The sequence below is a fragment of the Algoriphagus sp. UBA3586 genome (assembly GCF_002376385.1).
GTDB classification, from domain to species: domain Bacteria; phylum Bacteroidota; class Bacteroidia; order Cytophagales; family Cyclobacteriaceae; genus Algoriphagus; species Algoriphagus ornithinivorans.
This window is the reverse complement of record NZ_DFMT01000034.1, coordinates 57747-72651: the sequence shown is the minus strand read 5'-3', so window position 1 is coordinate 72651 and position 14905 is coordinate 57747. Positions and strand designations below refer to the sequence as shown.

14 protein-coding genes are annotated in these 14905 nt (G+C 40.2%); 13 read left to right on the top strand and 1 reads right to left on the bottom strand.

Features of this window, described 5'->3' with window-relative positions; genetic code table 11:
- Positions 1-9 precede the first annotated feature (9 nt).
- The 6 genes from B2906_RS13125 (at position 10) to B2906_RS13100 (ending at position 9020) form a co-directional block, all read left to right on the top strand.
- Positions 10-1803: an ATP-binding protein gene (locus B2906_RS13125; RefSeq protein ID WP_286940032.1), complete on the top strand. Its 1794-nt coding sequence runs from the start codon at positions 10-12 to the stop codon at positions 1801-1803.
- A gap of 3 nt (positions 1804-1806) precedes the next feature.
- Positions 1807-3408 (top strand): site-specific DNA-methyltransferase, encoded by a 1602-nt coding sequence (locus tag B2906_RS13120; protein ID WP_184496436.1) that lies wholly within the window; start codon positions 1807-1809, stop codon positions 3406-3408.
- Between the two features lie 2 nt (positions 3409-3410).
- On the top strand, positions 3411-4412 hold the full coding sequence (locus B2906_RS13115) for a virulence RhuM family protein (RefSeq protein WP_286940028.1): 1002 nt from the start codon (positions 3411-3413) through the stop codon (positions 4410-4412).
- Positions 4412-7021: a DEAD/DEAH box helicase gene (locus tag B2906_RS13110; protein ID WP_286940025.1), complete on the top strand. Its 2610-nt coding sequence runs from the start codon at positions 4412-4414 to the stop codon at positions 7019-7021. Before B2906_RS13115 ends, B2906_RS13110 begins: the two co-directional genes overlap by 1 nt.
- Before the next feature lie 166 nt (positions 7022-7187).
- The gene (locus tag B2906_RS13105) at positions 7188-7703 is read left to right on the top strand and encodes a hypothetical protein (RefSeq protein WP_286940023.1); all 516 of its coding nucleotides are present in this window, start codon (positions 7188-7190) and stop codon (positions 7701-7703) included.
- A 135-nt stretch (positions 7704-7838) separates the two neighbouring features.
- On the top strand, positions 7839-9020 hold the full coding sequence (locus B2906_RS13100) for a pentapeptide repeat-containing protein (protein WP_103923843.1): 1182 nt from the start codon (positions 7839-7841) through the stop codon (positions 9018-9020).
- An 88-nt stretch (positions 9021-9108) separates the two neighbouring features.
- Here B2906_RS13100 and B2906_RS13095 read toward each other — a convergent pair whose 3' ends face one another.
- The gene (locus B2906_RS13095; RefSeq protein WP_184496441.1) at positions 9109-9474 is read right to left on the bottom strand and encodes a hypothetical protein; all 366 of its coding nucleotides are present in this window, start codon (positions 9472-9474) and stop codon (positions 9109-9111) included.
- Between the two features lie 716 nt (positions 9475-10190).
- Here B2906_RS13095 and B2906_RS13090 point away from each other — a divergent pair.
- From B2906_RS13090 to B2906_RS13060, 7 genes are all read left to right on the top strand, one after another.
- Positions 10191-11375, top strand: coding sequence for a di-heme oxidoredictase family protein (locus B2906_RS13090; protein WP_286940017.1), 1185 nt, complete (start codon positions 10191-10193; stop codon positions 11373-11375).
- Positions 11376-11387: 12 nt separating this feature from the next.
- Positions 11388-11828 carry a Rieske (2Fe-2S) protein gene (locus B2906_RS13085; RefSeq protein ID WP_103923847.1) on the top strand — a complete coding sequence of 147 codons (441 nt, stop codon included), beginning with the start codon at positions 11388-11390 and terminating at the stop codon, positions 11826-11828.
- Positions 11825-13051: a hypothetical protein gene (locus B2906_RS13080; RefSeq protein WP_103923848.1), complete on the top strand. Its 1227-nt coding sequence runs from the start codon at positions 11825-11827 to the stop codon at positions 13049-13051. Before B2906_RS13085 ends, B2906_RS13080 begins: the two co-directional genes overlap by 4 nt.
- 98 nt (positions 13052-13149) lie before the next feature.
- A complete protein-coding gene (locus B2906_RS13075; RefSeq protein WP_200820543.1) occupies positions 13150-13518 on the top strand; it encodes an ArsR/SmtB family transcription factor in 369 nt (122 codons plus the stop codon).
- The gene (merTP, locus tag B2906_RS13070) at positions 13515-14114 is read left to right on the top strand and encodes a mercuric transport protein MerTP (protein ID WP_077353374.1); all 600 of its coding nucleotides are present in this window, start codon (positions 13515-13517) and stop codon (positions 14112-14114) included. The genes B2906_RS13075 and merTP overlap by 4 nt, the downstream gene beginning before the upstream one ends.
- Positions 14115-14324, top strand: coding sequence for a GDCCVxC domain-containing (seleno)protein (locus tag B2906_RS13065; RefSeq protein ID WP_103923850.1), 210 nt, complete (start codon positions 14115-14117; stop codon positions 14322-14324).
- A 57-nt stretch (positions 14325-14381) separates the two neighbouring features.
- The gene (locus B2906_RS13060; RefSeq protein ID WP_111390975.1) at positions 14382-14780 is read left to right on the top strand and encodes a hypothetical protein; all 399 of its coding nucleotides are present in this window, start codon (positions 14382-14384) and stop codon (positions 14778-14780) included.
- The last annotated feature ends 125 nt before the right edge of the window (positions 14781-14905 follow it).

Genomic DNA, 14905 nt, shown 5'->3' with positions numbered 1-14905 from the left:
TTTTAATGAATGAAAATAGTCAGTTTAACAATCGAAAACTTCAGGAGTTACAGAAACCCAACTACCATCACTTTTAATGATTTGACGGTTTTAATAGGTAAGAATGATATCGGGAAATCCTCAATTCTAGAAGCCTTAGATATTTTTTTCGACAATAGGAAAATGGAATCTGATGATGTAAATATCATCGCTAGAAGAAATGGGGAGTCTGCAAAAATTTCAGTTGTTTTTTCTGGAATTCCGACTGAATTGGATATTGACTCTGGAGGGAAAACTAACTTGCACGAAGAATACCTACTAGATGTTGATGGCAATCTCCATATCAAGAAGGATTTTTCAAGTATTTCTAAGCCAAAAACATATATTCTCTGTAATCATCCTTCTAATGAAAATGCCAACGATCTTTTTTACCTAACAATCGCACAATTACAAAAGCGTGTAAAAGATCTGGGTGTGGAAGGTGATTTTAAGGCCAATACAAAAAATGAAATCCGAAAAGCTATTTGGAATTCTTTGGGGGACGCCATTGAATTATTGCCTGCTGAATTGGAAACTGGGAAGGATGGAGTGAAGGATATTTGGGAAAAACTGACTCCTCATTTACCATTGTATGCCTTATTTCAGGCCGATAGAAAGAATGATGAAAAAGACAAAGAGATTCAAGACCCTTTGAAAGTTGCAGCAGAGCAAGCTCTAAAAAAGCATCTTGTTAAACTTGATGAAATTAAAAAGGAGGTCGAAAAGGAAATTGAGGAAATAGCTAATCTCACCATAGAAAAGCTGAAGGAAATGAATGCTGAGGTTGCAGAGCAACTAAAACCGCATTTTGCTCCTGAATTGAAATGGGCAGATCTTTTCAAGCCAACACTTACCAGCGATGATATTCCAATGAATAAACGAGGAAGCGGTGTGCGGCGACTTTTGCTCATTAACTTTTTTAGGGCTGAAGCAGCTAGGAAACGAAAGGAAAAAGGTGTTCCAAATATTATTTACGCTATCGAAGAGCCTGAAACTTCCCAACATCCAGACTGGCAGATCAAATTAATGGATGCTTTGAAAACGCTTGCCAATGAAGAAGCTGCACAGATTATCACCACTACTCATAGTCCGGCACTTGCGGGATTGGTTGAAGTCGAGAATATTCGATTTATCTACAAAGAGATGGGCGAAAACATAATTGAAATAGGAACGGAAGAGAACGTCCAAAAAATTGCAAATACTCTTGGGGTATTGCCCAATATCCCTGACGAACTGGATAAATTAAAGGTAATTATCTGTTTGGAAGGACCTACGGACATCGCCTTTATGTTTAACATCTGTGGTCATTTTGGTATTGATCTTAAAAATGACAAAAGGATTCTTACCATATGCATGGGAGGAGGCACTTTGGCATATTGGGTGACGCACAACTATTTGAGTAAACTGAATCGACCTGAGATTCACATCTATGATAGTGATGTGAAAAAGTACCAGAAATTCATTGATATGGTCAATAAAAGAGGCAATAATAGCTGGGGAGTCCTGACAATGAAACGCGAGATAGAAAACTATGTCCATCCAGATATAATCACTTCTCTATTGCAGCTTGAAAAAGCCTTGCATGATACATCCATATCTGGATGGCAATCTAGCTGGGATGTACTTGATGTGGAAGTGGAATTAGTCAAGCACAAGAGAAATAATATAAAAGGCTCAATCTCAGAGCATGGGGCTTCGAGAATGACTATTGACCTATTTAAAGACCTTGACGCCTTCGATGAGGTAAATAAATGGTTTGAAGAGATAAAGAATAGACTAAACTAAGCAATGCCTACACTACACTGGATAGGAAAGGAAAAAGTAATCAATCACCACCTAGACGTGCCCTTTAAGGTACTGGAGCATAGCTATGGATTTGATAATGGAACACAGACCAGCACCGAAACACAAAGCGGGAACAAGATAATCCATGGGGACAACCTGGAAGCCCTTAAAGCGCTACTTCCAGAGTATGAAGGTAGGATAGACTGTATTTATATAGATCCCCCATATAACACAGGAGAAGAGAGTTGGATTTACAATGATAACGTCAGTCATCCTAAATTAGCTAAATGGATTGGACAGGTAGTTGGAAAGGAAAGCGAAGACTTAGGAAGGCATGATAAATGGCTATGTATGATATACCCGCGTCTTCAATTGCTTTCAAAATTGCTCAAGGATGCAGGTGTAATATTTATTTCAATTGATGACAATGAATTATTTAGCTTAAAAATACTACTTGACGAAATATTTGGCCGAAACGCATTTGTCACAAATTTCATCTGGGAGAAAAGAACAAATCGTGAAAATAGAAAAGTGATATCGTCCCGGCATGAATATATTTTATGCTATTCTAAGAACAACAGTGATCATAGTCAAAGTATTAACCAACTCTCTATGACACAAGAAGCTTTAGATAGATATAAAAATCCAGATAACGATAAAAACGGACCTTGGAAATCTGATCCCGCAACCGCACAGGCTGGACACGCGACAAAAAGTCAATTTTATGAATTGCTAGCACCAAACGGTAAAAAGCATTCGCCTCCTAGTGGTCGCTGTTGGTTGTTTACAGAGGACGTTATGCAAGAAAAAATAAGCAAAAATGAGATTTGGTTCGGAGAGCATGGGAATAACGTACCACGAGTTAAGACTTATTTAAATGCGAAAGAAAGAGGATTAACCCCTGAATCAATAATTTTTGCTGAGATAGGTTCGACAAATGAAGGAGCTAAAAAAGAAATAAAATCTATTTTTAATGGAAAGGCTTCTTTTGTAACACCTAAACCCAAAGATTTAATAAGTCATCTATTAACGATAGGAACATCAAAAAACTCGATTATCCTCGACTCCTTTGCTGGCTCAGGCACCACAGCACATGCAGTGCTTAATCTCAACAAACAAGATGGAGGTAACCGGAAATTTATCTGCATAGAAATGGAAGACTATGCTGAGACAATTACCGCAGAGCGGGTGAAGCGGGTCATCAATGGCTACGGCGAAGACAAAAAGGCGGTGGAAGGCACAAGAGGAAGTTTCGATTTCTATGAATTAGGCGAGTCACTATTTGATGAGAATGGAAATCTTAATGAATCTGTAGGGCTGCCAAAAATCCGAAATTATGTGTGGTACACTGAAACGAAAACTCCTTTGAAAGAAGAGAAGCACGAGGACAATGCCCATTTTCTTGGGAAGCATAACGATACCTCTTACTACTTCTATTACGAATCAGAGGCCATTACTACACTGGATCATAGCTTCCTGGCAAGCGTCAAGACTAAAGCGGAGCAATATGTGATCTACGCCGATAATTGTTTGCTTACCAAAGAGTTTATGGTAAAGCATCATATCATTTTTAAGAAGATACCTAGAGACATTACCAGATTCTGACCATGAGTGAACAACAAAATAATTTCCTACTCTATACCGCACCTTCTGGGGAAGTGCGCGTGCAGGTTTACCTTCAGGATGAAAGTGTTTGGTTGACACAAAAGGCAATGAGTTTGCTATTTGACACCACAACCCAAAACATTACCATTCACCTCAAAAACATTTTTGAAAGTGGTGAATTGGACGAAATGGCAACTTGTAAAGAAATTTTACAAGTTCAGCAGGAAGGTGATCGTCAGGTCTCAAGAAAACAGAAATTCTATAATCTGGACGCAATTATCTCAGTCGGGTATCGAGTCAATTCATCCAAAGCAACCCAATTCAGGATTTGGGCGACCCAAACCTTAAAAGAATTTATCATCAAAGGGTTTGTGTTGGATGATGAGCGATTAAAGCAGGGGACTACCGCTTTTGGTAAGGACTATTTTAAGGAGTTGCTCCGCAGGGTTCGATCCATCCGTGCCAGCGAACGAAGGATATACCAGCAGGTGACAGACATTTTTGCAGAATGCAGCATCGATTATGATCCTAAGTCGGAGATCACCAAGAATTTTTATGCGATGGTTCAGAATAAATTTCATTTTGCCATCACGGGTAAGACGGCCGCTGAAATTATTCATCTCTCAGCTAACGCCAAAAAAGAAAACATGGGCTTAACCACTTGGAAAAATAGCCCCGATGGCCGAGTGTTAAAGTCGGATGTGATCATCGCCAAGAATTACCTTCAGGAAAAAGAGATCCAACAATTGGAAAGAACCGTGACCGGATATTTCGATTACATCGAAGGGCTGATCGAGCGTGAAAACACCTTTACCATGGAAGGCTTGGCAGAAAGCGTCAACAAATTTTTGACTTTTAATGAATATAGAGTCCTTTCGGGTAAAGGCCGGATTTCTAAACTACAGGCAGACAAAAAAGCGGTGAAGGAATATGATGAGTTTAACAAAACGCAAAAAATCATCTCTGACTTTGACAAGGAAGTGAAAAAATTGAAGAAAAAGTAATGGAACTGAAGCCCTATCAACAAGAAGTCATCAATGATTTGTCTCTATTCCTGGAGAGCGTACAAGAAACCAAGGACACTGCCCTGGCATTTCATAATTTTTGGTCAGCCCATCCCAAAACGCCATTGATGCCTTTCCCCGGAACAGCCATTGAGCCTTACAAAAACAATGTGCCTCGGGTACCCCATATTTGTCTGAAGGTACCCACAGCAGGAGGAAAGACTTTTATTGCCTGCAATGCCATCAAGACTATTTTTGATGCCTTTAACTATGACAAGCCAAAAGCTGTGGTGTGGCTGGTTCCATCGATTACCATTCTTGAGCAAACCATCAAAAATCTTAAAGATCCATCTCACCCTTATCGGCAAAAAATCAATTCTCACTTTGGAAACAAAGTTGAGGTTTTTGATAAATCCACCCTGCTTCAGGGTAGTGGATTCAATGCCACCTCGGTGAAGGAGCAATTGAACATTATGGTGTTTAGCTTTGATAGTTTAAAGGCCAAAAACAAAGAAGACAGAAAGGTTTTTCAGGAAAATGGTAACCTCCAATCCTTTGAGAGCCTACTGGATAAGAATGAGGAAATCACGCTGGGGGCGGTCATAAAATACCTTAATCCGGTGGTGGTGGTAGATGAAAGTCACAACGCAGAAAGTGACCTGAGTGTGGATATGCTGAAGGAAATCAATCCATGCTTTATCCTGGACCTGACTGCCACACCTCGAAAAAACAGCAACATCATTAGCTTCATAGATGCACTGGATCTGAAAAAGGAGAACATGGTGAAACTTCCGGTGATTGTGTACAATCACCAAGATAAGACTGAAGTGATCAACTCTTCCTTGCAGCTACAAAGGCGACTTGAGAAACAGGCACTGGATGAAGAGAAAAACGGAGGGAAGTACATTCGTCCGATTGTGCTTTTTCAAGCCCAACCCCGAAATGCGGATGATAACACAACTTTCGAAAAATTGAAGGAGAAGCTCATCGAGTTAAAAATTCCGGAGGAGCAAATCAAAATCAAGACGGCCAATCTAAATGAATTAAAGAATATCGACTTGATGAGTCGGGACTGTGAAGTACGATTCATCATTACGGTAAATGCACTTAAGGAAGGGTGGGACTGTCCCTTTGCCTACATTCTGGCTTCTCTGGCAGACAAGAGTTCGGCGGTTGACGTGGAGCAGATTTTGGGTCGTGTTTTGAGACAGCCCTACGTAATGAAGCACAAATTCCCCTTGCTTAATGTAAGCTATGTTTTGACCGCATCTTCCAGATTTTTAGAGACGCTGGACAACATTGTAAAGGGGCTGAACAAGGCAGGATTTAGTGACAAAGATTATAAGTTGGCTGATTCTACTGCCGTCGAACCTGCTAGACCGGCAGATCCTTTACAACAGCTTACCTTAATTCCATCTCTTGGTGTGACTCAAAATCAGCCGGAATCAGACGAGGATATCACTTCAGATATTGATGTGTCAAGAATTTTAGTTTCTGACGATTATCCGGAAGTGGAATCGGTGTCTGAAATAGAAAACACGGCGATTGAACAAAATGAAGCTTTTGAAAAAGCAGTCACTGAAATGGAATCCAGTGGCATTCCAGTTCTGCCCAACGAAATCCAAAAATTGGTGAAAAGATATACGATAAAAGAGGTTTTTAAAGACGAGGTTGAGAAAGTAAATCTCCCTCAGTTCTATCTCAAGGTGCCTTCCAACGATTTATTCAGCTCAGGCTTAGAAGAGCTTCCTTTAGAAAAGGAAAACTTATTGGAAGGCTTTGCCTTGAGTAAAGCAGATACCAACATCGCTTTTGACACCATCACTTCGGAGCTTTACAAAGTAGATTTGGATGAGACTAAAAAAGAACATACCCCTACTTTTGTTCGCTTAGATGGAGTAGTCAAAGAAAGTGTGATGACCTATCTACTTGATCCAGCCAGAAAGCAGAGTAGGATTAAGAATTTTACAAGGAGGATCATGGATTTGATTGGGAACATGTATCCTATCGCTGACAAGGAAATAGAGAAATATATCAACCGGATCTTAGAGGACTTTACTGATGAGCAGTTTTCTGCTTTCGCAAACAATGAATACACCTATAAGGATAAGATAAAGCAAAAAATTACTGCGCTTTCTGAATCTTACGCTGAACAAAAGTTCAAAGATTTTTTGGATACCGATAAAGTCTTTATCAAATCATCCTACTCACTGCCCAAAAGCATTTCGCCTGGGGATACGGCCAAGGATATCACCAAATCCCTTTATGAGAAAGAAGGGAAGATGAATGGATTTGAAGAGCAGGTAATCAATGAAATCGGAAACATGAGCAATATCGCATTTTGGTCACGCAATATTGACAGAAAAGGCTTCCGGATTAATGGCTTTATAAACCACTATCCTGATTTTATCATCCAAACGAAGAGCGGCAAAACCGTTCTTTTGGAGACTAAAGGAGACCATTTGGATGCTGAACAAAAAATCCGATTAGGAGCATTTTGGGCAAGTAAAGCGGGAAATAATTTCCGGTATTTTATGGTATATGAAAGGCGTACGGTTGATGGGGCCTACAAGCTTGAGGACTTTCTAAAAATCATTAAGGATATATAGGCAAAGTCCCTAAAAGCCGAGTCCTAGACTTCGTGGACAAATTCCAATACCAGCGAATTTTCTAAGTATTGGTCGGACGGTTAAGTCGATGAAGGAGATTGATGGGGCGGGTAACGATTTGGTATAAAGTAGATATGAATAAATAGGGAAGCAATTATAAATAAATATGAAAAAGCTCATTTTCTTTTGGCTGTCATTTTCCTGTCTTTCAGCCCATGCCCAAGAAAGATTTTCAAACGTACAGTTTCAAGGCTCGAAGAAGCAGATTTTAGAAGCTTTTGAAAAAAATGTTTATGTCTCTGGGAAACTAACTTCAGGAGAAACAATAAAATCTACTTGCTCTGGAGGATCATGTTCTATAGTAATCGAATATAATGGTAAATCCATTGAACAACCCGTTGGGGATGATATTTCCCATTTAACAATTTACGAGTATGACTTTTCAGGTGATGGGGATTCTGAGATTGTTGTGGTGAACGATTTTATGGACACTTCTTTCCTTTTTGTATTTAGTTATTCAAAGGGGTTGATTCAGAAAACATTTCAATATGAATTATCATATTATAAAACGGAGATAGATAAGGATTATATTATCTATTACCTGCCGAGTGGACCTGAAAACATTTGGCACTATTATCAAGGAGGTTTCTGGGAATTGAATCCAATGGAAATTGAGTGGTAGCCTTTCAAGGTAATTAAGGCCCAAAGTCCGATGCCTCGATTTCAAAAACATCATTCATTATTAAATAATTATCAAAGCCATTACCGAGATGGATAGTACGTTGAAGGAAATTGATGGAGTTAAAAATTTACCAATATGAATAGAAATCAAATTCAAAGAATTTTAAAGAAAAATGGCCTTCAAGGAGATTCTTTGGTTGATGTTTGGTACTCAGATCATTCGAAAGCAAGAGATCTTTTGGATAGAATAATTCCTGGATATGGCCAAAAAATCGAGAAGCAGATTAGATGGGAGACTGAACCCGGGATAAAGGCGCTAGAAATAATCAAATCAAAAATTAATATTCTTCAAAAAGAAACAGCTGCTCAAAATTCTGAAAGAGTTCGAAGTGGAGATTATCAAATAGAAAAAACTATAATCGATTTTAATCAAATTTTAATTGATGGAATTTCCATAAGTCAATTTATGTATACCAACATTCCTCATACCTACAGTACTGGAGGTTGGATGGATTTATTAGGTATACCATTGAAATGGATTCGATTGCAAAATTGCATAATACGGAATGCTCAACTTTCTTGTGGGATATTTGATAATTCTGAATTTTATAATGTCGAGTTTCTGAACTGTAATCTTAATGATTGCTCATTTAAAAACTGTAGAATTGGCTTCATTAGATTTGGAGATCAATCTGGCTCTTTCACAAATGCTGATTTGAATAATGCTTTTGTAAATGCTATAGATTTTTCATCTAAGATGTGGGGAGGGGCAAAAATTAATGAGATCTCGTATTTTGGTTTATTGAAAATCTCAATTTTCGGAGAAAATAGTTTTAGTAAATACAATAACTATACTTCATTTTCTGCCTGTAATGTGTCAGTAGATAGCGAGCAAGAACCATATAAGGAATTATCCGAATATGTTATATGGTTTCAAAATACAATTAGTAAATTTTCAAAAATCTCAAGTGAACCTAGAATTTTTCCTCGGGAATTACACAGAATGAAAAATGTTTTACTGGCATTTTCAACAAAAAATTGGAGTTCTATTTCTGCTATTTTCTTTTCTGCTGCATTGATAGTTTTAACTTTTTCTTTTTCATTTCTTTTTTTGAAAGAAAATTTCTTGAATATTTCTAGTTTTGGCGATTCAATTAATTTTAGTGTCCAAATTTTTACTGGTCTAGGTTATGCTGATATTAAGCCTGATCTAACAAAAGGTTCCTTAGGGAACACAATTGTTTCAATAGAAAATATAGTTGGATATATTTGGATTTCACTTACTCTTGTGGTTATCGGAAGGAAGATTTTAAAATAGAGAGCTATATTAATAAGAAAAATTAAGATTGGATTTGGGATTTAATTTGGGAATCTTGAAGAAATGAAACTCTTTTTGGAAATCAGTTTCATTTTTCTTTCATTCTTAATTGAATCCCCTCCATTTGAAAGTATTTCGTTAGTCCGATACCTAGACCAATCCCGCCTAGAACCCCTAAAAATGTAAGACCTTTATTTAGAATATTATCTTCTTCAAGATTCATTTTTTCCTGAATCATTATTATAAGGCTGATTGAGAAAACAAAAATTGATATTCCAAAAAGCCATTTTGTCCAGAAAATTAGTGGTTGTATTCTCGAATTGAATATATTGTTCTCAGCAAGAGTTTTTGATTCATCATCAATATATTTTTTAGTGGTATCATATTTTAGATTGACTTTTCTCCAAAGAAAAGAAAATATAAGCGTACATAGAAACGATATTAAATAGCCCATTTTGAGAATATTATTTAGTAATGTAATTTCGATTAGTGGTTTTTGACCTATTATTAAATTAATAATACCCCTTTATCTTTTAAAATGCAATTCCTTATTCTTCCTTTTGCTTACGATTTCGAGGATGAAATCAACTTTGGATTAAATTCTTTTCTATTTCTGAAAAAAGAAGAAAAGTTTCAAAGTACTCGGTAATCTCTGTGAAGGGAGGCATTTGCTTTTGAATTTTTTCAAGAATTGTGCCTGAAATCCACCGTATCATTCTATTGCTAAATCTACAATTATTTCCAAGAAGAGAATTTACATTGCTTAAAAGCAGTCTAGGATAGCTCAATTCCCCCCGTTTCGCCCACTCCTTTCGTTCCGATTCATTCGTGCCATTTTCCAAATGACAGCTCTTTTCTCTCCACTCTAGGAAAGGGCTTTCACTCCCCACGGCTACCGCTTCATTCCACTTACCCTTCTCCCGAGTCCCGGCAAGCCTGGGACTCGGGAAGGCCGTTTTGTGAAGCCGTAGCATGAGCCTCCTCCCCAAGTGCAAGCGATTAACCAATAAAGCCGTCAAGTTATCGGACAGATAACTGCGCACCATCAAAACAACTGACTGTCACACAAGAACCTGGGAAAAATTCTACTCAGAAAATAAAGTTTTTATCATAAAAGATATGTGTTAGATCAGTCTAACTTATTACTTTTACCATTCTAATAATAAGAATGTGAAGAAGCTGATTCTGATACTACTAGGCTGTCTGGCCTTCGCCTGTGAAAATATCATTCCCGAGCCACCGGCAGTGGATGAAATTCTAGACGGCCCAATTGATGGGTTAAACTCAAGCGAGCAAGCCCGATTTCTGGCCGGGGATTTTGCCTTCAATGATGAGGTATTTTCCTCCGGAACAGGTCTGGGGCCTACATTTGTGGCTACTTCCTGTGGTAGTTGCCATGCTGGTGATGGAAAAGGCCATCCGTTTACTACACTGACACGCTTTGGTCAGACGGCTCCAAATACGCCTCCCAACCTGCTTATCGGAGGTCCTCAACTCCAAAATAGAGCTATACCAGGATACACACCGGAAATACTTCCGGAAGGAACACCATTTATGAAGCTAACCCCACCTGCCGTCACGGGCTTGGGTTTGCTGTCAGCCCTTACAGATGAGCAGATCCTGACTAATGCAGACCCTTATGATCTTGATGGAGACGGAATTTCCGGGGTGCCCAACTATGTAAATCCTCCCGCTTATTTTGTTCCTAAGTGGTTTCATCAAGATGCAAATGGGCGCTATATGGGGCGCTTTGGCAAAAAGGCAGCTACCATCGATCTGCTCCAGCAGACCGTATCAGCGTACAACCAGGACATGGGCATCACTTCTACATTTGAACCAGTTGACCCTTTTTCAGGATTGGAAGTGGATCAGGAAGTGAGCGACCAGACCGTCAGGGATGTGGTTTTTTACCTCCGTACACTAAAAGCACCTATCCAGCGCTCACAAAATGACCAACAAATAATTCAGGGTAAGACTTTGTTTTCCCAAATCCAATGTGGGGATTGCCACACCCCAGAATGGACCACCCCAACCTCTGATATTGTAGCTTTGTCCAATAAAACCTTTTTTCCCTATACAGACCTGTTGTTGCATGATATGGGGCCGGGATTGGATGACGGTGTAACCGAAGGCTCTGCTGAAACTTTCGAATGGCGGACACCTCCCCTTTGGGGTTTGGGTCTTTCTCCAAATTCCCAAGGAGGCAGCTACTTTCTCATGCACGATGGCCGGGCCAGCAGCATTGAGGAGGCAATTTTACTGCACGGAGGTGAGGCAAATAGCAGCCGTACCAAGTTTGAGTCGCTATCTGCCGAAGATAGAACTGCTTTGATCCGTTTTTTTGAATCCTTATAATCTTCCAAATCCATGAATAGAAATGAGTTTATCAAAACCTGTGGATGGGGGTGCTTTGGCATCATGACGGGAATTTCCGGCTTAACATCCTGTGCGGGCACCAGGTATTTTCAGGCTAGCCTTGAAGGGGATTATATGATTGTTCCGCTGGATGCATTCGTGAATTCGAAGGATGATCAATCCAGCTTCCGGCCAAGTGTGATAGCGCATCACGAATCACTTCAATATCCGATTGCGGTTTTCCGGCTGTCTGAAACAGAATACCAAGCCTTATGGATGCGGTGCACCCATCAAGGCACAGAACTTCAGGTTTTTGGCGACAGGCTCCAATGCCCGGCCCATGGTAGTGAATTCACCAATACCGGTATGGTGCAAAACGGCCCGGCAGACGACCCCTTGCGAACCTTTCCGGTTCGGATTGAAGCAAACACCTTGAAGATCGACTTGAAATGAAAAAATATTTATTCCTTCCAGTCTTCTTGTTTGCCTTGGTTGCAAATGCCCAGATTGACAGTACGCTGTTAAAAAGAGTACCAGTCGATACTTCATATACCAGAGCCATGAACATGGATGCAGTGTACAACCGTCCTTTTCTTCAGATAGGGAATTTACCGGCTTCCATTGGCGGGTACGTAGAGGCCGATTATCAATACATGGGCCAAGATGGGATCACTGAGGGCCACAGTTTTCGTATCCCCCGCTTTACGCTCTTTGTCGCCTCTTCGATTCACAGGAAAATCAAGTTCCTCTCTGAGATTGAGTTGGAGGAAGGTGGAAAACAAATATCCATCGAATTTGCTGCATTGGATTTAACTTTTCATCCACTACTAAACCTCCGAGGTGGAGTGGTAATGAATCCCATCGGGGCATTCAACCAAAATCATGACGGTCCAAAATGGGAATTTGTGGATCGGCCAATTGCCATGACAGAAATGCTGCCAGCCACCTGGAGCAATGTCGGATTTGGTCTGTATGGTAAATATTATTCAAAGGCCTGGGCTTTTGGGTATGAAGCTTACCTGACCAATGGCTTCGACAACAGCATCATCAGCAATAATCAAAACAAAACTTTCCTCCCGGCAGCAAAAGAAAATGCCCTGCGCTTTGAGGAAAGCAGTAATGGGCAACCCTTGTTTACGGGCAAAATAGCAGTCAGAAACAACAAGGTGGGAGAAATAGGACTTTCCTACATGGGGGGGATTTATAACCGATTTGAGGAAGATGGTCTCGTTTTGGATGCCAAAAGACGCCTGGACGTATTAGCGGTGGATTTCAATACTACCATTTCGGCAACAAAGACTTATTTGGTTGGCGAATGGGCCTGGGTACTGGTTGATGTACCGGAGACTTATAGTCAGCAATATGGTGAACGGCAAAAGGGAGGGTTCGTAGACATTGTACAACCTATCCTGAGAGGAAAACTGGCAGGTTTTGATAAAGCAGTGTTCAGTCTGGCCTGCCGACTGGAATATGTGGACTGGAACGTGGGAAGTTTCGAGGAAACCGGAGGAAATATTTCTGATGATTTGTGGGCAGTAGTTCCGGCAATCAGTTTCAGGCCGGTATCACAAACCGTCATCCGACTTAACTACCGGTACATGCAACAACAGGATATCTTGGGAAATCCACCGGCTAAAATCGGGGGAGTGCAATTTGGGTTATCAAGCTACTTTTAACTGCATTGTATTCCAAAGGGGTAATTTCAGTATTTAAGGCTTTGCTTAAATAAGTTCCACTCCATACCTTTGTTAAGCAAATGCTTAAATACAAAGTTATGAATACATGCATCCGTGTCTTTGCCGATAGCGACCAGATCAATAGGTGCAGGGAAGACTTGAAAAGCAAGGGGGAAGGTTTTTTAGAACTGGCAGATGTACTGAATCTTGCCGGTAATGCGGTTCGCCTCAAAATCCTGTACCTCCTGAATCAGGAAAATGAACTTTGTCCGTGCGACTTATCAGACATTTTGGGTATGACAGTTCCGGCCGTCTCCCAACATTTGAAAAAGCTGAAGGATGCAGGAGTCGTGACTACTAAAAAATCGGGGCAAACCATTTTTTATTCAGTAGAAGCGCAAAGTCAGCGAATCATTTCGTCAGTGCTCGATTTGTTTAACCTCCCAAATTCAATTGCTACGTTATGAAAAAATCCCTTTTAACCAGCGGCCTTATAGCCGCTTTAGTGAGTTCCCTTTGCTGTATCACCCCGGTGCTTGCTCTAGTGGCCGGTGCGAGCGGGATCGCGTCCACTTTCTCCTGGCTGGATCCAGCACGGCCTTTTTTTGTAAGTATCACCGTGATTGTGTTGGGATTTGCCTGGTACCAGAAGCTTAAAGCCAGGAAAGCAGAAGACATCGAATGTGCATGTGAAGATGATGAGAAACCAAGCTTTTGGCAGACAAAAAAGTTCTTATCAATAATCACGGTTTTTGCAGCCCTGATGTTAACATTTCCGCTCTATGCTCACATTTTCTACCCCAAAGCCGACAAGCAACTGGTCATCGTAGAGAAGTCCGATATACAGACCGTAAATTTTGAAATCAAAGGAATGACATGTCAGGGCTGTGCAACTCATGTCGAGCACGAAGTAAATAAGCTCGATGGTATACTAAGAGTAGCTGCTTCTTATGAATTGGGCAATGCCGTTGTAGAATTTGACAATACAAAAACAGGTATTCAGGAAATACAACAAGCCATCAACTCAACGGGATATTCCGTGACCAATAAAACAGAGAAATAAATGGAAATCATATTAGAATCAACCATCACCTGCCCTAATTGTGGCCATCAGAAGGAAGAAACCATGCCCACTGACGCCTGTCAGTATTTCTATGAATGTGAAAACTGCCACAAGGTGCTAAAACCAAAAGAAGGAGATTGTTGCGTGTATTGCAGTTATGGAACGGTCAAATGTCCGCCAATACAGGAAAATGGCGGTAGCTGTTGCTAAAATCTTGTTCGATTTGCAATACCCTTGCGTCCTATTATTGTGTTCCTTTGCAGGCAAATGAAATTCATTCTTTCCATATCGTTAGGTTTTCTGTTCCTGATCCAGGCATTGGGGCCTACTATGGATTTATGCTGTGAATTGCCAAAGCTTCCAGTACTTTTTGAACACTACGAGGAGCAGTCTGAACACGACGGAACTTCATTTCTGGAATTTCTTGATTTCCATTATGGAGACGGTCAAAATGAAGAAGACCACCACCATGATGACGAGCATGACAAGAACTTACCCTTCCATGACCAGCATCAGTGTTCCCATGGCTCCATTTTTATTACCCCTTTAATGGAAAAAGTGGAAATACCCACCCAATCCTTTTTCACACTTACTCAGACAGGTTTTTACAGCTTCTCACTCTGCTCTGAACACCCCGAATCCCCATTCCAGCCGCCCAAGGCCTGATTTTCCGGACATTTAAATTGAAGTAGTTATTACTTCCAAGCTGTTGCATGGAGGTGATCCTGCATTTTCAATTTACTCCCCCAGCTCAAAATTCAAGGGCTTTTTCTGCCCTGTCTATCCAAAAA